Origin of the sequence: Collinsella sp. OM07-12, from assembly GCF_003438275.1 — a bacterium.
In the GTDB taxonomy this organism is placed as follows: Bacteria; Actinomycetota; Coriobacteriia; order Coriobacteriales; family Coriobacteriaceae; genus Collinsella.
In genome coordinates this window covers 67,766-84,225 of record NZ_QSTQ01000006.1, presented here as the reverse complement: position 1 = coordinate 84,225, position 16,460 = coordinate 67,766, and the positions used below count along the sequence as shown (strand labels likewise).

The 16,460-nt window shown below is 61.9% G+C and carries 18 protein-coding genes and 1 tRNA gene; all 19 read right to left on the bottom strand.

Going from position 1 to position 16,460, the window contains the following annotated elements; all coding sequences use genetic code 11:
* Positions 1-18: 18 nt before the first annotated feature.
* The 19 genes from DXB98_RS03425 to cpaB all read right to left on the bottom strand — a co-directional run bounded on the left by DXB98_RS03425 (position 19) and on the right by cpaB (position 16,299).
* Positions 19-936, bottom strand: a complete 918-nt coding sequence (locus DXB98_RS03425; RefSeq protein WP_117743155.1) for a TatD family hydrolase — start codon at positions 934-936, stop codon at positions 19-21.
* Positions 926-1,786, bottom strand: a complete 861-nt coding sequence (gene rsmA / locus DXB98_RS03420; RefSeq protein ID WP_117743154.1) for a 16S rRNA (adenine(1518)-N(6)/adenine(1519)-N(6))-dimethyltransferase RsmA — start codon at positions 1,784-1,786, stop codon at positions 926-928. The genes DXB98_RS03425 and rsmA overlap by 11 nt, the downstream gene beginning before the upstream one ends.
* A 107-nt stretch (positions 1,787-1,893) precedes the next feature.
* Positions 1,894-3,495 (bottom strand): methionine--tRNA ligase, encoded by a 1,602-nt coding sequence (metG, locus tag DXB98_RS03415; RefSeq protein ID WP_117734704.1) that lies wholly within the window; start codon positions 3,493-3,495, stop codon positions 1,894-1,896.
* 69 nt (positions 3,496-3,564) lie between these two features.
* A complete protein-coding gene (gene rsmI, locus DXB98_RS03410; RefSeq protein ID WP_117743153.1) occupies positions 3,565-4,443 on the bottom strand; it encodes a 16S rRNA (cytidine(1402)-2'-O)-methyltransferase in 879 nt (292 codons plus the stop codon).
* Between the two features lie 6 nt (positions 4,444-4,449).
* Positions 4,450-5,511, bottom strand: coding sequence for a glycoside hydrolase family 5 protein (locus DXB98_RS03405; protein WP_117743152.1), 1,062 nt, complete (start codon positions 5,509-5,511; stop codon positions 4,450-4,452).
* A 391-nt stretch (positions 5,512-5,902) separates the two neighbouring features.
* A tRNA-Phe gene (locus DXB98_RS03400) sits at positions 5,903-5,975 on the bottom strand.
* Between the two features lie 123 nt (positions 5,976-6,098).
* Positions 6,099-6,383, bottom strand: coding sequence for a ribbon-helix-helix domain-containing protein (locus DXB98_RS03395; RefSeq protein WP_035137167.1), 285 nt, complete (start codon positions 6,381-6,383; stop codon positions 6,099-6,101).
* A 325-nt stretch (positions 6,384-6,708) separates the two neighbouring features.
* Positions 6,709-7,068 carry a DUF192 domain-containing protein gene (locus tag DXB98_RS03385; protein WP_233505075.1) on the bottom strand — a complete coding sequence of 120 codons (360 nt, stop codon included), beginning with the start codon at positions 7,066-7,068 and terminating at the stop codon, positions 6,709-6,711.
* The gene (locus tag DXB98_RS03380) at positions 7,065-7,541 is read right to left on the bottom strand and encodes a TadE/TadG family type IV pilus assembly protein (RefSeq protein WP_055285913.1); all 477 of its coding nucleotides are present in this window, start codon (positions 7,539-7,541) and stop codon (positions 7,065-7,067) included. The genes DXB98_RS03385 and DXB98_RS03380 overlap by 4 nt, the downstream gene beginning before the upstream one ends.
* Entirely contained in the window at positions 7,541-9,601 is a 2,061-nt protein-coding gene (locus tag DXB98_RS03375; protein WP_117743149.1) for a hypothetical protein, read from the bottom strand. The genes DXB98_RS03380 and DXB98_RS03375 overlap by 1 nt, the downstream gene beginning before the upstream one ends.
* Before the next feature lie 64 nt (positions 9,602-9,665).
* The gene (locus DXB98_RS03370; RefSeq protein WP_117734710.1) at positions 9,666-10,202 is read right to left on the bottom strand and encodes a TadE/TadG family type IV pilus assembly protein; all 537 of its coding nucleotides are present in this window, start codon (positions 10,200-10,202) and stop codon (positions 9,666-9,668) included.
* A complete protein-coding gene (locus DXB98_RS10080; RefSeq protein WP_117734711.1) occupies positions 10,138-10,356 on the bottom strand; it encodes a hypothetical protein in 219 nt (72 codons plus the stop codon). The genes DXB98_RS03370 and DXB98_RS10080 overlap by 65 nt, the downstream gene beginning before the upstream one ends.
* Position 10,357: 1 nt before the next feature.
* A complete protein-coding gene (locus DXB98_RS10365) occupies positions 10,358-10,921 on the bottom strand; it encodes a hypothetical protein (protein WP_147336106.1) in 564 nt (187 codons plus the stop codon).
* A complete protein-coding gene (locus DXB98_RS03360; RefSeq protein WP_117734713.1) occupies positions 10,885-11,118 on the bottom strand; it encodes a hypothetical protein in 234 nt (77 codons plus the stop codon). The genes DXB98_RS10365 and DXB98_RS03360 overlap by 37 nt, the downstream gene beginning before the upstream one ends.
* A gap of 10 nt (positions 11,119-11,128) precedes the next feature.
* Positions 11,129-11,770: a type II secretion system F family protein gene (locus DXB98_RS03355; RefSeq protein ID WP_117734714.1), complete on the bottom strand. Its 642-nt coding sequence runs from the start codon at positions 11,768-11,770 to the stop codon at positions 11,129-11,131.
* Positions 11,767-12,693, bottom strand: coding sequence for a type II secretion system F family protein (locus tag DXB98_RS03350; protein ID WP_117743148.1), 927 nt, complete (start codon positions 12,691-12,693; stop codon positions 11,767-11,769). Before DXB98_RS03350 ends, DXB98_RS03355 begins: the two co-directional genes overlap by 4 nt.
* The gene (locus tag DXB98_RS03345; protein WP_117743147.1) at positions 12,666-13,994 is read right to left on the bottom strand and encodes a CpaF family protein; all 1,329 of its coding nucleotides are present in this window, start codon (positions 13,992-13,994) and stop codon (positions 12,666-12,668) included. The genes DXB98_RS03350 and DXB98_RS03345 overlap by 28 nt, the downstream gene beginning before the upstream one ends.
* Positions 13,991-15,640 (bottom strand): P-loop NTPase, encoded by a 1,650-nt coding sequence (locus DXB98_RS03340; RefSeq protein WP_117743146.1) that lies wholly within the window; start codon positions 15,638-15,640, stop codon positions 13,991-13,993. Before DXB98_RS03340 ends, DXB98_RS03345 begins: the two co-directional genes overlap by 4 nt.
* Positions 15,640-16,299, bottom strand: coding sequence for a Flp pilus assembly protein CpaB (cpaB, locus tag DXB98_RS03335; RefSeq protein WP_233502122.1), 660 nt, complete (start codon positions 16,297-16,299; stop codon positions 15,640-15,642). Before cpaB ends, DXB98_RS03340 begins: the two co-directional genes overlap by 1 nt.
* Positions 16,300-16,460: the final 161 nt, after the last annotated feature.

The following is a 16,460-nucleotide window of genomic DNA, read 5'->3' as shown; positions in this document are numbered from 1 at the left end:
CCACCGTGAACGCAAGAACTATTTTTGAAAAAGTTTGCAAGCATTTTCCCAAGCGGCTTGCGCGATTGTTTCGGCGTCCTCACCAGTGCGATCGACACAGTCGTTAACCAGCGCGTTTGCCGTAATGGAGATCATTGCCGGCTCGCATTCCAGACCTCGAATGGGCTCCGGCGCCATATACGGGCAATCCGTCTCGAACAAAATGCGAACGAGCGGGGTCGCCGCAAATGCCTCGCGCACGTCGTCGTTGCGCTTAAAGGTGGCCGCACCACCATAGGCGATATAGCAGCCCAGCTCCACAAAGCGCTCCATCGTGGCGCGGTCCTCGCCAAAGCAGTGCAGCACACAACCGGCCTGGGGCACGCCCACCTCACGAAGCACGTTGTAGGCGTCCACGTGCGAGGTACGCTCCGGGTCCGTGTCCTCGTGACGCAGATGCAGCTCCACCGGCACGTTACGGCACACGGCAAGCTCGAGCTGGCGCGCCATACAGTCAATCTGCACGTTATGGGGCGCCGGCGCGATATCGTCGTCATAGTCCATGTGGTAGTCCAGGCCGATTTCGCCAATACCGGCGCATAAGGGGTCATCGAGTGCGGCAACGACCTGTGCGTGAACGTCGTCGGTATAGTCCGGCGCGCCATACGGATGCACGCCGGCAAGATATTTAATCTGCGGAATATTCTGCATTGGCAGAATCTCACGCGTTAGCCAGTCGCTATAGTCCGCCACACTGCGCTTATCGGCAATGGGGTCGAAGATCGTCACCAACAGGTCGACGCCCGCGGCTTTAGCGCGCACGAGCGTCTCGGGCACTTCCTTGCCCCAAAACGAAAGCAGGTGCGCATGAGTATCAGCGAGCGGCGCCAAGGGCTCCGGACAGGCGACCGTTTTCTTTTTCTTGGTAAACGTCACACGTTCGGCATTAGGCGTCATGGATGAGCTCCTGGGCCAGACGGACAAAGTCGGCAACATCGAGTGTCTCGGCTCGCGTGGTCGGCGCGATACCGCAAGTCTCAAAGGCGGCATCGAGCACATCCTTGGCAAAGCCGTTGGCGCTCATGGAATTGCGGATAGTCTTGCGACGCTGAGCAAATGCGGCGTCGATCACGCGGGCCACAAACTCGCGATCGAGCCCCTCGGGCACCACGCCGTCAACGCAGTCGATGCGCACGACGGCTGAGTCCACATGCGGCGCCGGCATAAAGCAGCGCGGCGGCACCTCAAAGCGACCCGTCACCTGCGTATACAGGCCGAGCTTTGCCGTATAGCCGCCATAGGTCTTATTGCCCGGCGTCGCGGCAATGCGATCGGCAACCTCCTTTTGCACCATGACGACGGCACGCTTGAGCGTCGGCATCGTCTGGAAAAATTGCAAAATGATCGTCGCCGCCACGTTATAGGGCAAGTTCGCGACAAATACCGTGGGCTCGCCGCCAGCAGCCTGCTCAATCTGCTCCGGGTCCACCTTGAGCGCATCGCCCATAATAAAGCGGAAGTTGGCATAGTCGGCGGCATGGGCATCGAGCACCGGTTCGAGCTCAGGATCGGCCTCAATGGACGTAACGCACGCCGCTTCCTGCAGCAACGCAAGCGTGAGCGTGCCAACACCCGGGCCAACCTCGAGCACGCGCTCATCGCCCGCAAGCTCGGAAAGTTCGCAAATGCGCTCAATCACATGGTTGTCGATCAGGAAGTTCTGGCCCAGGCGATGCTTGGTCGCAAGGCCAAACTCCTCCAGCAGCTCCCTTGTTGCCGTGGGGTTTGCCAAAGGCGAAGTTGTCATAGTTGCCTCCTTAGCATGGTGGCGACGTCTTGAAACAAAAGGGCATGGACCGTTGCGGCCATGCCCTTACACCTAAACTGCGAATTGCCGATATGGCGCGCGGCGTCTTAACCCAGACGCGGGAACAGCGGCTCGCCCTTCTCGACGGGAGCGCCGCCGGCAAGCAGACCCCAAGCGCAAATACCCTTGAGATCGTCGCTTGCGGCCTCGTCCTCGCAGGACAGACGGCGCAGAGCCTCGGCAGAAGTCTGAGGCATGAGCGGCATCAGCAGGTGGGCGGCGATGCGGATGGCTTCGAGCAGGCTGTAGATCACAAACGCGAGCTCGTCAGCCTTGGCCTCGTCCTTGGCAAGCGCCCAAGGCTCGGAGTCCTCGATGTAATGGTTGGCGGCATGGACGAGCTCCATGACCTCGTCCTTGGCTCCACCGTAATCGAGCACGTCCATCTTGGCCATATAGCGCTCGACCAGGCCATCGGCAATCTTTGCCAGCGGACTGTCGAACGCATCGAACGATGCGGGCTTGGCGGGCGCGCAGCCGTCAAAGTACTTGCCGCTCATGTTGAGCGAACGCGAGATAAGGTTGCCCCAGCTGTTGGCCAGGTCGGCGTTGTAGACCTGCTCCATGCGATCGAAGCTGATGGCGCCGTCGGTGCCGGGCACCACGTCGGTCATGAAGTAATAGCGATAGCCCTCGACACCCAGCATGTCGATGACGTCCTGCGGAGCGATGGCGTTGCCGCGGCTCTTGGACATCTTCTCGGCCTTGCCGGTCTCGGCGTTGCGCACGGTCAGGAAGCCGTGGGCAAAGACATGCTCGGGCAGGGCCTCGCCGATGGCCATGAGCATGGCGGGCCAAATGACGCAGTGGAAGCGGATGATGTCCTTGCCCACGATGTGGAACTGCGCGGGCCAGCGATAGGCCAGCTCGGCACGGGCCTCGTCGGTGTCGACACCGTAGCCGACAGCCGTCATATAGTTGAGCAGGGCGTCGAACCACACGTAGGTCACGTGGCCCTCATCAAACGGAACCTGAATACCCCAGTCAAAGCTCGTGCGGCTCACGGAAAGATCGTTGAGGCCGCCCTCGACAAAGCTGCGCACCTCGTTCATGCGGAACGCAGGCTCAACAAAGTCGGGGTGCTCGTCATAGAGCTTGAGCAGCTTGTCCTGGAAGGCGGAAAGCTTAAAGAAGTAAGACTCCTCCTGCACGCGCTCAAGCGGACGGTGGCAATCGGGGCACAGGTGCTGACCGACGCTGCCGTACTCCTCGTCACCCTTCTGGACCTGCGTATCGGTGAAGTAGGTCTCGTCGGGCACGCAATACCAACCATCGTAGCTGCCCTTATACAGGTAGCCGGACTCCTTCATGCGCTCCCACAGGTACTGTACGGCATGATGCTGGCGCGGCTCGGTGGTGCGGATGAAGTCGTCGTTGGAGATCTCGAGCTTGCTCCACAACTCCTTGAAGTGCGGAGCCTGGCTGTCGGTCCACTCCTGCGGCGTCATGTTGTGCTTGGCTGCGGCCTCGGCGACCTTCTCGCCATGCTCGTCCATACCGGTCAGGAACTTGACGTTGTAGCCGGCAGAGCGGCGATAACGAGCCTGGACGTCGGCGATGATGGTGGAATAAGCCGTGCCCAGGTGCGGATCGGCGTTGACGTAGTAGATGGGCGTCGTGATAAAGAACGAAGGCTTGCTTTGATCCATGGGGTTAGTCCTCCAGAAAAACGTTGCATACAGGGGATGATTCTAGCGCAAGGGCTGGATATCCTCCATCTATTGCATATCGAGCACCATGGCATAGACATCGCGCTTGCGGCGCGAATACTTCTGAGACAGGCGCTTGGCCACCGCAGAGGCGGGCTCCCCCTCCTCGAGCGCGGCGCGGATATCCTCGCGCAGGGCCTCGTCGGGGTCTGCCGCCGCAGCGCCAGCCGGCACGATGCCGGCCTCCTCGTCCTCACTCGGCGGCGCGATGACCAGCGCAATCTCGCCCTTTACCTCGCCACGAGCACGCAGCTCCTCGGCAAGCTGGGCGGCGGGCCCACGCAAGACCTCCTCGTGTAGCTTGGTGAGTTCGCGGCAGACGGCAACCTCACGCTGGGGAAAGACCTCGGCCACAGCCTCGAGCGTCGCCACGATGCGATGTGGAGACTCGTAGAAGATGAGCGCGCCGGGCACCACGGCAAGGCGCTGCAGACGGCGCACGCGGTCACCGTGCTTGCGGCCCAAAAAACCCTCGAAGAAAAAATGCTCGCAGGGAATGCCGGACGAAACGAGCGCCGTGACGCAAGCAGAGGGCCCGGGGATAACTTCGACGGGCACATCGGCCTCACGCGCTGCCTCGACCAGTGCCTGGCCGGGATCGGACACGCTCGGCATGCCGGCGTCCGAGGCAAAGGCGAGGGTTTCCCCCGCCAGCAGACGGTCGACCAGGCCGGCGGCGCGGCTGGCGATCACATTATCGTCGCAACGGACAAGCGGCTTGGAGATACCCAGGTGCATTAGCAGCTTTGACGTCACACGCGTGTCTTCGCAGCAGATGGCATCGGCGGCGGCAAACGCCTCGCCAACGCGCGGGGACAGGTCTCCCAAGTTGCCGATGGGTGTGCCGACCACATAGAGTTTGCCCGTATGGGCGCTGTTTTGCGTCATATCAACCTATTCAATCATGCCGCGCTCGAGCGTACCGAGCGCCGCGCGGGCATCCCATGCTGCAATGCGCTTCTCGGTCTTCCACGTTTGGAAGAACCAACCGGCAGCCGGCGCAAACGATGCCAGCTGATTGGCGATGAACACGCGCTCGTAGGCATTGCGGCCCTCGGGCGTAACCGACGAGTTGGCAAAGATCGCCGCGCCCGACCATTCGCCCACCAGCACGGGGAACCCCGTCGAAATCGCTTCTTTAAGCTCGCGCTTGTTACGCGAAATCGCCGTCGTCAGCCCGCGGGGGCTCGTGATGTCGAGTGCATACTCGTCACGGTAATGGTACAGGTGAAGGTCCATGTAGACGTTCTTGTACTTGGTGCCGCGCATAAAATGCTTCCACTCGCTGGGATACCCCGAAGACGAGAAGACGACGATTTTATCCTCGGGCATATACGAACGGACGAGCTCGTAAGCATCGCGATAGAAGTTGCGCAGGTAGTGAGCAGGAATGCCATCCGTCATGGCAAAGAGGCTCTTGCGGACGCTCATCTGCGGCGTGTCAAGCAGCTCAATGCCCAGCAGGCTCTCGGCCTCACCGTAGCGATCGGCCAAACGCTCGAGCACGTCGAGTGCGACATGGCGGCCGTTAGTGGACGAATGCCACTCGGCAACAGCCTCCGGCGTGGTGGGCGAATCGTTGGAATCGCCCTGGCCACCGGGCACAGTTGCCAGGTCAAGCAGCACGCGAATGTTGTACTTGGCAGCCCACTCAATCGCGCGGTCGATGTAGTCGACAACCGAGATGTAGGAGGCATCGGACTCCTGTGAGCCAAAGGCATACCAAGGCACCGGCAGGCGCACGGCGTTGAGGCCGATCTGCGCCATACGGCGAAAATCACCCTCGCTCACAAACATCTCGTAATGACGACGCATGCGCTCGTTATAGGCGGCGGTGCCCATGGCCTCCTGCAGCTCGGCCGCGTTGGATGCACCGGTCGCCGCGTACAGCGACGGGGTCACCCAAGGCTCGGGAATAAACCAGCCAGAGAGATTAACGCCGAGTATCCTCTCCATCACTGCCCCCTTCGGATCGTGCAGGTCGAGCCCGCATCGTATTGCATAGGAAAAGTATCGTTTTGAGTATACCCGCGCGTGCGGACAGGCGACCGAATGGTCTGAAAAGTGACGCAAAAGCGGGAGGAATGTCTGGGATGCGCTTTCCGCAGGGGACTACATAAAAGAAAAGGACCCCTTTGCAGAGGTCCTAGTCAATTCAAGGTGGCGGGGAAGGGAATCGCGTCCGCGCGCTGCGCGGACGGACCGCTGCGGCGCTTACGCGCCTTGCGAGCTACGCTGGCAAACGCTTGCGCGTTTCCTCAGCTCCGCGCCCTCACGGGGTTCGATTCCATGTGGGGACTACATAAAAGAAAAGGACCCCTTTGCAGAGGTCCTAGTCAATTCAAGGTGGCGGGGAAGGGAATCGAACCCCTGACACGAGGATTTTCAGTCCTCTGCTCTACCAACTGAGCTACCCAGCCATTTGAGGTGTGCCTTGTTTCAAGGCTTGATTAGTATAACCAAGGACGCGTCCCGGTCAACCGAGAATTTTAAAAAAGTTTTTGAGCACAGCCTCGGTTCTATAAATCGGCACGTCAGAGGCATCAGCCGGCAGCAAGAAGTTTTTCACTCAGAGCCGCACGGGCAAACTCACTTGGCGTCATCCCCTCGGCAGCCGCCCGTCGACGAATGGCCTCCTTCATTCCCAGAGGAATCTTGACCGACAGCGTTGCCGTCCCCTCACCTGAGAGTGGGGGCCGTCCATGCACAATTCCACCAACGGTGTGTTCACCATCCGGAAACTCTCCGCGCTCGTACGACTCGCACCACGCGTCAATCATTTCATCCGTTACAACCTGACCATTAGCGGCCGTATACGTCTTGCCCATCATCGACCCCTTTGCCGAGTCTGTTCAATCTCCTGCCAAAATTTCTTCTGGACTGGAGACAAGGCATGAATGATAAGCCACCCACGGGCAAGCTCGACCGCGACAAGCTCCACGCTTCGTCCGTCTGGGAGCCATCCAATCGCAAGCCATCTCGGCGGCTCGTCCTTCGACTCGCGACGAATGCACTCAGTAACCGCAAGCCAAGCGCTAAGCACCTGCTTTTCCGTCAGGTGCTTTTTTAGCGTTGGGATGGATCTCAACATCCATGCATCTTCTCCTCCATCTTACCCAATTTCGTATGACGAAAGTCAGCTGTCGCCAATTCTTACGCCGGCACTTGTTGGAGGGCAGGGAGCGAGGCGAGGATTGAGGGACGTTCCAGTACGGCCCAGGCGCACGGGTGAGAGCACATGCGCCACGGACGGACGTTTTCATAGCGTGCGAGGATGTTGCCGTTGCGGTCGATAAAGGCAATGTCGATGGGATAGGCCATAAAACATGTGTGGACCGAGGAACAGTGCGGAAACGCCATGACGAGCGGCAGGCCGTTGGCGGCAACCGGACGCCGTCCCAGCATGCCGCGCAGGCGCACGACGAACGACTCCGCCACCGCAAACTCGGCCGGCGTCCAACCCAGCCTGTTGAGTGCCCGCGCGTAAGCGATGTAGGACGAGACCGCGGTCACATGACCACCCCCGGACGCCATGGATCGACCGTCACCGCGCGCTCGTGCGACAACGTTGTCGGCGCCCCCAGCGGAACGCCAGCGATGCTGAGAGAAGTCGGCCACGGCTCATAGTGCATGGTGCAGGTGTAGGTCCTAAACGTACCGGATAGGGAGAGCAGGCCACCATCCGATGCCTCCGCGCCTTGCTCGCTCGACACTTCGATCTGCAAGTCATAGCCTTCCATGGCATTCAGAATTTGAGTCTGAACCGTCGCCGAGGCATCGGCAGAGCTTTCGTCGCCCTCCCCCTCCGACGCCACGGCGTGCGCCAACACGATGTCGGGCACCACGCGGTCGAAGCGCGCGACAGCGCTGGCAAAGATCATGACGTTGTACACGATGAGTGCCAGCACCAGCAAAACGGGCGTAACCACTGCCATCTCCACCGTCGCTTGGGCGCGCTCCTCGCGCAGACGCATGCGGATACTCATTACGACCCACCGCCCAGAGCGCCAACCAGCGTGGCGACATCGACGGTGAGTGGAATGGAGCCGCCGCCGGGCAGAGGAATCTCCGCAAGCGTGAACACCGTACCGCCAATGGTGCGTTCGACTTGATATTCCAACGCCTCGCAAAGCGCCTTGGGATCGGTCACGCCCAACGGAATACCTCGCAGCTTGTCTTGCGCTTGAGAGAGACCAGCAATGTCAGACCCCGGACTCTTAATGACGTTGGCGGAATCGGTCAGCACCGGCTTTCGCAGGCGCAAGTCGCACGGTTCCAAACCCAGCGCCGCCACGGACGCCGAAACGGTATCGCCGAGCCACGATGCGATGGAGCCCAACGCGCCGCCGCCCCCTCCTAGGTCTTTAATCATCTCGTCCATAAGTTCGTCGGCCGAACCTTGGATATCACCGTATCCTACGAGCAGCCGTCCCCAAACATCCATGACGCCGTCGAGCACGCCGGCAACGCCGCCCGAGCGTTCCTTCAATGTCGAGAAAAATCGCGAAAGCACGTTGTTTTGCGCCGTCGCCTCATCGGGCGCCAGCACCGCGGCAGAGATGGCACCGCGACTGCCAAGCTCAACCGCCGTGTTAAACGAGGAGTTAAGTTGATTGGGGCTGGTCATATCGCCCGAAACCGCAAGGGCGACCACGCCATTGCGACCGGGCGGCGCGATACGCGGACGCTCACCCGAAAGCGCTTGAATGGCCTGATCGAATGCGCTTCCCGCGCGATCGGCCTCGCCTTCGGTCTGTCGCTCGAGCTCAAGCTCTTTGTTGCGGCATTCGGCGTAGTCTTCCATGGCGTCTTTGAACTTGTCAAAGTGATACTCGAAGCCGTTTTCGATCGATGTAGAAGGAGCGGCGACGGCACCCAGTGTCTTGACTCCAAAATGGCAGCGGTCGCATGCTTCTCTCCCGTCAAAGTCAGCAACCGATGACAGTCCTCCCGGCGCTCCCTTTTTATAGTTTGGGCAGCCAGTTCCATAATGGATGTACGTCTTGCCGTCATTGCTGCTCGTCGGCCACGCGGCATCGGTATAAAGATCGCTCGCCCTGACCTCGTCCGCATTGCGCGGCAGCAGCGGCAGGTCCGCGACGACGCTCGTGCCGTCGTCCACGATGGAGGCACGCCCGAGCTCTTCACCGGCATACCGATAGAACGCCTTTCGAGCGGCAGACTCCGCCTGCATCTCGACACCGCTTCCAAGCGGCTTTTCGTTAGCCAGGCGCTGACGGTAATATGTTCTCGCTCGGTCAAGCGCTACCTGGGGCTCCCACGTGACGCTCGATGCGTAATGTGGGTTGAGCTCGCCCGACAGCGACGCCAGCTTCTTCGCGCGCTCCCACATGCACGAACGGCTACCAATCGTGCCCTTGTCCGACCCGCCGCAGTCCGCAAGCCAGGCGCGCTCTTTTGCTTTCGCCGTATCCTCAGAAGCCTCCTTCAACTTTTTGGCTGCGAGCTCTAAATCATCTGACGTGTCTTTAATAGCATCGGGCGAGATCTCGGACCCCTCGAGCGCAACGAAATCGGACTCGGACGTCCTGGGCACGGCAAGCGCCGTACCGGTATAGCTCACGCTATCGGTATCCTGCGCCGACACCGCCTGTGTAGCTCGCGCGGCAACCAGATACGGCAGAGCCGTCTCGATTTTCTGTAAGCCTTCCGATGCGCTTTTGGCAAACTTGTTGCGCGTTTTAATGATCCCAATCCCGGTGTCGACCATATTGCCGGCAACCGGCTCGGCACCCGGGATGAGGATGGCGACCAGGCCCGTCCCGATCGTGGCAAACCCTGCCAGCCCCAGACTCAAGATGCTCGCATCAACCACCGTGGCAGCCGTGTGATAGGACGACACTACGTTGGCACCCGCCAGCGCGCCGCTATCGGCCGCCACCTGGGTATCCCCGGCACGCGACATGCTCCATATCGCCGCGGTTGACGAAAACAACAACGTAAGCACCACTAGGATGACCACGGCAGAGGAAAGCGTGGTGTAGGCACCGTCTTCGATAAACAGGTCGATACCGGCTCGACCCATAAAGCCGCCTCGTTTGCGATGGCAGCTCGGACGGCGCGTCAAAACGCGCCTAGACCAGAAACGCTTAATCCCATGCAGCAATCCACGAATCATAATCTCCCTCCAGCCATTCGGGACGCGATTGATACGAGACATTGACCTTGAGCTCAACGTAGTCGCCCTCGGCGGTACCACCCATAGCCTGCGCAAACGCACCGATCACAGGCAACGGCTTGACCTCGCCGGAAACGGACACGGACGAGACGCCACCCGCACCGGCCCGGCCAAGCTCGATATCCCACGACAACGGCCCGCCGGCATGAAAGATCGAAACGTTGGGCACTGCGGCAAGCCGGCGGCGGGTGAACTCCTTAAGATCATCGTCCTCCGCCGTCGTCGTGGTCATGAGCCGCGCGGTCTCGGCGGCGGCAGACTCCATGACCGCGCGCGTATAGAGCAGGCACACCGGTTGCAGTGCGAGAAGGATGAGCGTCAGAAACGTCGGCAGCAAAAAAGCGGCCTCGACCGTAGACTGCGCCCGGTCCTCACGCGCGATATCAATACAACGCGATGTCCTTAGCGCCCGCAGCGGCGTCGATAACCGACGTCGAGGCAACGCCATGGGATGCCGCCCGCTCGACCAGCGCCGCCAAGCGCCCATCGGTGCCAGCACGCCAAAGTCCCGCGATCGCCAGCACGATGGAAAGCAGCGCCACCGTGACGATGGCGTATTCGACCGTCGCCTGGGCAGATTCCTCGCGCAGGACGTCATGCATTTCACGACCCCTCCTTTGAGTTCGATGCCTGCGGGCTCAGGCGGATCACGCGCAGGCGGCACGAAGCATCGCCGACATCCGCAGCAACCGTCACCATATCGACCCAGCCGCGTCCATCGCGCACGATGGCGCCCCATACGTTGCCCTTAATATCGAGATAGCCGCTCAGGGCGAGCTGGGCCGTTGGCACCTCGCGGTAGGCGCGTAACATATCCGCCGCTGCCTCGGTCATCGGTCGGTCCTCGGACCATGCAAGCCGGACCGCAATCGCGTTGCCCTCAGGCGAATCCGTCGCAGTGGCAGACCGCTTGTCGAGCGTCCGCAGAAAGGTTTGCGCCGTGACAGCGACATCCGAATCGTCCGCATCTCGCGTCTCATCTTTTTGAGACGCCACCGCCGAATCTGAGCCCGAGTCGAAGGCGGCCCCAGGACGCTGCTGCCGCGCGGAGTTAAGCCCCCAAAGCACCGCCGCTATCGCCACGATCAGGCAAGCAAACACCAGCAGCACCCCGATGGGGCGCTCGCCCTCTACAGGCTGTTGATGCCCTCGCTGATCGCATCCCATAGCTCTTTAACCTTGCCTTTAAATGCAACGATGGCAATAATCGCGATCACCACAAGCACGCCCACCAAAATGGCGTACTCGGTGGTACCCTGCGCGCTCTCCTCCTGCAACAGTTCCTTGGCATGCTGGCGAGCGCGGATCGCCCGGCAAAAAGCCCAGTTCCAAGCCTTGTCAGCAACTTCGACCATCGTGTTCATGTATTCCTCCCTACATCATCCCGCCTGCTCCCAGCAGCGGGCCCAATATGGACAGAAGCAACGCCGGCAAGATGAGCGTGCCGGTGGGAATCAGCAGCTTGACGGGCGCACGCTCGATCTCGCGCTCAACCGCGGCGCGATGAGCTGCACGGATCTCGCGACTTTGAGCGGCCAGCGTCTCGGCAAGTGGGGCACCCAGGGCGAGCGCCTGCCCCACCGTGATGGCAAAGGTCTCGAGCGCTCGCACGTCCAGGTCGCGCGCGGCGGCCAACAACTCGTCCTCACGCGTGCCCACGCCCACCTGCCACGCCATGCGGGCCCGCTCAAGGCGAAGAGCCAGCACTGACCGGCGGTTGGCGCAGAAAATCTCAAGCGCCGCATCAAACGAAAGACCGGCCGAAAGACCCAAGCGAACAACATCGATCATCTCGGACACTTCGCCGAGCGACACTCGCGCCGGGCCGCCCGCCCCAACCGCGCCCTTCACTCGCGCGGTCAGGGCATCGGCCACCGAGCGACCCGCAGCAGCGACCAGCACTGCCTCGCGCTTGCAGGTACCTGCGATCTTGCGTGCATCCGCCCGATCCAAACCCGTCGCGACAAATACACTCAGGGCGCACAGGCAAGCCGCAACTGCAACCAGGGCGCTCATAGCTCCACCCTCATAATGCGCCGGATAACCACCAGGGCAACGGCGTTGAGGGCAAGACCCAGCACCACAGCGCCCGCACCGGCAGGCGTCACAAGACCGCGACGATAATCTGCCGAAAGCAGCGCCAACACCGCGCACATGCCCGCCGGCATCGCCGCGACCATATGCGCCGACATGCGGGCCTGCGACGTCTTGACATCCAGGCGGCGCTTGAGCTCAATGCGCTCCCCCACCATGCTCGACGCCTCGGCCAGCAGGTCGGCAAGCGGGGCACCGGTTCGCTGCGACACCTTGAGCGCCAACGCGACAAGCGAAAGCCCGGGGGCGTCGATGCGGACAAGCAGGTCGTCGAGCGCATCGGTCGCCGAGATGCCGCAATCGATCGCCGCCGCCACCCGCAAAAACTCGGTATGCACCGGCTCTTGCGCATGAGCGCCCACAAAGCGCATGCCCTGGGCCAGCGAATGTCCCGAGGCAAGCGACATGGAAAGTGCGGTAAACGCCTCGGGCATGGCCTCCTCCACATCGTGTTGCTCGCGCCGGCTCTCAAAGCCATCCCGGGCGACGCCAACGGCAAACGGGGCAACAAGTCCCAAGGCAAATCCGAGGGGCGATAACGACACCATCGTTAGCAAAACACAGCAGACACCGCTCGATAGCAGCAGAAATGCTAGGCGAGTCGCGTTATCCTCAATAGCAAGCCCAAAGCGATCTGTGGGGACCAACGATGCCCACGAACGGGCGATCTTTTTCAGCAGATCGTTTTCCACCAGCTCACGCGGCAGCTTCTCTGCCACCGTCTCGAGCGCCTGACGTGCCAGCTCCGCCGGCGGTACCCGCGGCACACGAGGCTCTGCCCCACACACCGTCGCGACAGAAAGCCCTGCCAAGCCCCCTACGACGAGGGGCATAGCGATCTCCATTCGTCCACCTCCTCTTGTGTAAGCGTCCCCGACCGCAGGCCTTCTGCGATAAACGGCGGCTCGCGGTCGAGCGTCCAGGTGCGCTCGGCGGCATCGAAAGTCACGTAGCGTTCGAGCTCAACACCGCCCGACACGCCGCGGTGAACCCCCGAATATGAGGCCACAAAGCGCCTGCCATCGGCGTGGCGCTCGGACATCACGATGCCGTCGAGCGCCATGGCAATCTGCTCCTCGATGAGCTCGCTCGGCAGATCGATGCCATAACGTGCAAGCAACGTCAGACGCACCACGGTCTCCTGTTCTGAACCCGCATGAAGTGTGGTGAGCGACCCGTCGTGGCCCGTGTTCATGGCCTGCAACATGTCGCAGCACTCGGCACCGCGCACCTCGCCCACCACGATGCGGTCGGGGCGCATGCGCAGGGCATTAGTTACCAGGTCGCGGATCGTCACCGCGCCCTCACCCTCAATTGAAGCCTCGCGCGCCTCTAGGCGCACCACGTGCGGATGATGTGCAAACTTGAGCTCGGCAGAGTCCTCGATCGTCACGATGCGCTCGCCGGTGGCAATCTCGCATGACAACGCGTTGAGCAGGGTGGTCTTACCAGATCCCGTGCCTCCCGCAACCGCCAGGTCCTGTCGCAGCGACACCGCGCACGACAGCAGCTGCGCATACCAAAGCGGCAGCGATCCCAACCCCACGAGCTCGTCCAGCGAGCAGATACGGTCCGAGAACTTTCGGATGGTGAGAATCGGTCCGTCAATCGCCACAGGCGGAATCACCGCGTTGACGCGATAACCCGTCTTGAGGCGGGCGTTGACGATGGGGCTACGCTCGTCGATACGACGGCCGAGCGGCGAGATGATGCGGTCGATGAGCACACGGATCTGCTCGTCGTCCTCAAACGCGTGCTCGATGGGATACAAAACGCCGCCGCGTTCAAAGAAAGCCGAACGGCAGCCGTTGATCATGATCTCGGTAACGGTGTCGTCCTCGATGAGCGGCTGCAACGGCCCCAAGCCCACCACATCATCCAAAATCTCGTCGATGATGGTCTCTCGCTCGGGCGTCGCGAGATCGGTCGGCTCCTCAACATTGAGCGCCGCCTCCACCGCGGGACGCAATTCCGAGCGGGCAAGCGCCGGGTCGATATAGGCGCTGATACGCGCCACTTCGTCGTAACCCATGCGGTCCATTACGGCGCGCTTGGTGCGTCGTTTCACCGCGCGGCGACGCCCTGCATCTACAGGCGCTGCCGTCGCTGCAGCGCCGGCAGCCTTAATCCTCGTTTGCAGGCTCATCGCTGATCACCCTCGCGCGACCAGGGAAGGCGAATACGCGGGCGTTCGGTGCGTGTTGCACGGTCGGCGACCATATCGCTCCAAGGGCCGACGGCGCACCCCAGTTCCACGAGCATCTCGCGCGTGGCCTTGCGCACGCTGGTCGCAAAAGCGCTGGTCTGCCCCACTGCCTCGTCAGCGCGCCCAAACGCCATGAGCGCTGCGAGATCCTGTCCGCCATCGGCGATACGAATCTTGGAGCTCAACGCACAGGCAATCTCAAAGCGCATGGCGACGTCCTCGTCTGCCCCGCGCGCACCGAACCGGTTGAACACAGCGCTCATGCGCGTGCGCGGCACACCTACTCGACTTGCCAGTTCAATGACGCGCGACGCCGATGTCGCGGACGACACCGCCGCATCGCCAACGACCAGGCAACGGTCGCTCGCCGCCACCGCAGCCGCCACGGCGTCGCCCCAAAAGACCGAGGTATCGATAAAGACCACGTCGGATTCGCGACGCAGAACATCAAGCAGTAGCTCCACCGGACGCGCCATGAGCTCGGCTTGCTCGGGCGCCGCGACGGGACCCCAGAGCGTAACGCCCGGCGCCACGCGCATCGATGCGGCTACGATATCCGGCTCGGTGAGCGCGCCCGCCGCCGACGGCTCGATAAGTGCCGCTATATCGCGCGGAGCATCGACGCCTAACAAGTCGTAAAGGTTTCCAAACATCAGGTCCAGGTCGAGCACGGCGGCACGCAAGCCCAACAGCGACGATGTGTGTGCCATGGTGGCAACAATCGTCGACTTGCCGCAACCGCCCGAACCCGAAATGGCGCAGATGACCGGAGCTCGATGCGGCGGAGCGGCGGCGTCTGCCGGCGGCATCTGAAGCGGCGGGGCGGGCGTCGGTGACAGCGTCCCCGTCTCCCCCGCCGCAACCATACGCTGCGTCCAAGCCGGCATGGCAGCTTGTTCGGTCTGCGAGGCAGGCTCGTTCTGTGCAATCTGCTCATGCTGCATCGGCGACAACTCGCCGCACCCGGCAAAGCCCTCAACTTCGTCAAGTTCATCCGCCAGATTCACCCCGTGCACGTATCCCATATCTACAGCCGGGGAGTCGCCAGCATGCTGCGCCGGTCCTCCAGCGTCATCGTATACAAGGGGGTTCCGGGGGCGCCGACCATGCTCGGCTTCCGCTTTTCCATAATCATCAACACGCGGGCCTCTTGTAGCGCGAGGCGCCCCGGGTTCCCTATCAACAAAAGCATCGGGCTCAATCGTCATGCGCCGATCGGAATCAACCGCTCCCTCGCCCGCCTGCCCGTTGCCGCATATACTGTGCGCAGCGATGACCTCGGTCGCCCCCGCGCGAAACAGCCCCTCGATATCCGACGGATCGAGCGCTTCTATCAACACGACCACACGACTCACGCGGCCTTCGGCCGTCAGGCGCGCAACAGTCTTGCGCACATCTTCGATATCAAACAGAGACGCCGCGATGATGGCAGCCCCGCGGCGCGACGGAAACGCCCGCGCCATGGAAACCAGCCCGTCCAGGTCACCCACGCGAAGCACCTGTGCACCCGCATCACGGCCCTCGACTTCCCGCTGCAACAGCCCGTAATCGCCGCACGCGCAGCACGCAAGCCAGATCGCCTTCATCACTCGTCGCCTCCGCTCTTTCTGCCGCGCGCCGTGGCGGGAATCGTCAAGCTGACCGTTCCCTTGCCCGAGGCGCCCAGCAGTTCCTTGACGTCTTCGGGGTCAGCCGCCAGCGTCACCCATTCGATCTTGCCCTCGCGCGTGGCACCGGAATCCTCACTGGTATCGATCACGTACGCGCCGCACAGCCGATCGGTTACGCCGTCTTTTTGCACATACACATCCACGTAGCTGCCCACGCCCGTGGCGCCGCCGACCGAGTGCTCGGCATCGACCGCCACCGAAACGGCGACCTTGCCCTTAGGCACCTCGAGCTTGTGGCTCTCGGCCTTGGTGTAGACATTGCAGATCACGGCGTTTTTGGGAATACGCGAAGTCGTCACGTCGCCGCGCACCTGGCGCAGCTCGGTCGCCGCGTCACGCGGCAGCAGGCTCGTCAGCCATTCCTGGGTTATGACATTGGTCTCATCGAGGGTCTCGCCCACATCGATATCGCGCGCCGCAACGCATACCTCGACGCGATCGCCCCCGTACTTGGCCAAGGTCTCAGCCTGGACCTGTTCGGCTTGCGAGCGGATCGACGAGCCGTAAACCATGCAGAGCAGAGCAGCGAGCACGCCTGCGACCAGACTGATGGCGATGCGCTTGCTCTTGTTCACGGCCGCTCCTCTCATGGCAGTGCCGGGCGAATGCCCGTACCACCATTGTCTGGGCGGTCAGAGTGCAAAGCGGCGCAATCGCGATCTTGGTTTTCGATGTCAAACCAATCGCTGACCAAAAACTGACCAGCCCGTCAAGCTCGTGGCAAGGTTTTGGTCAG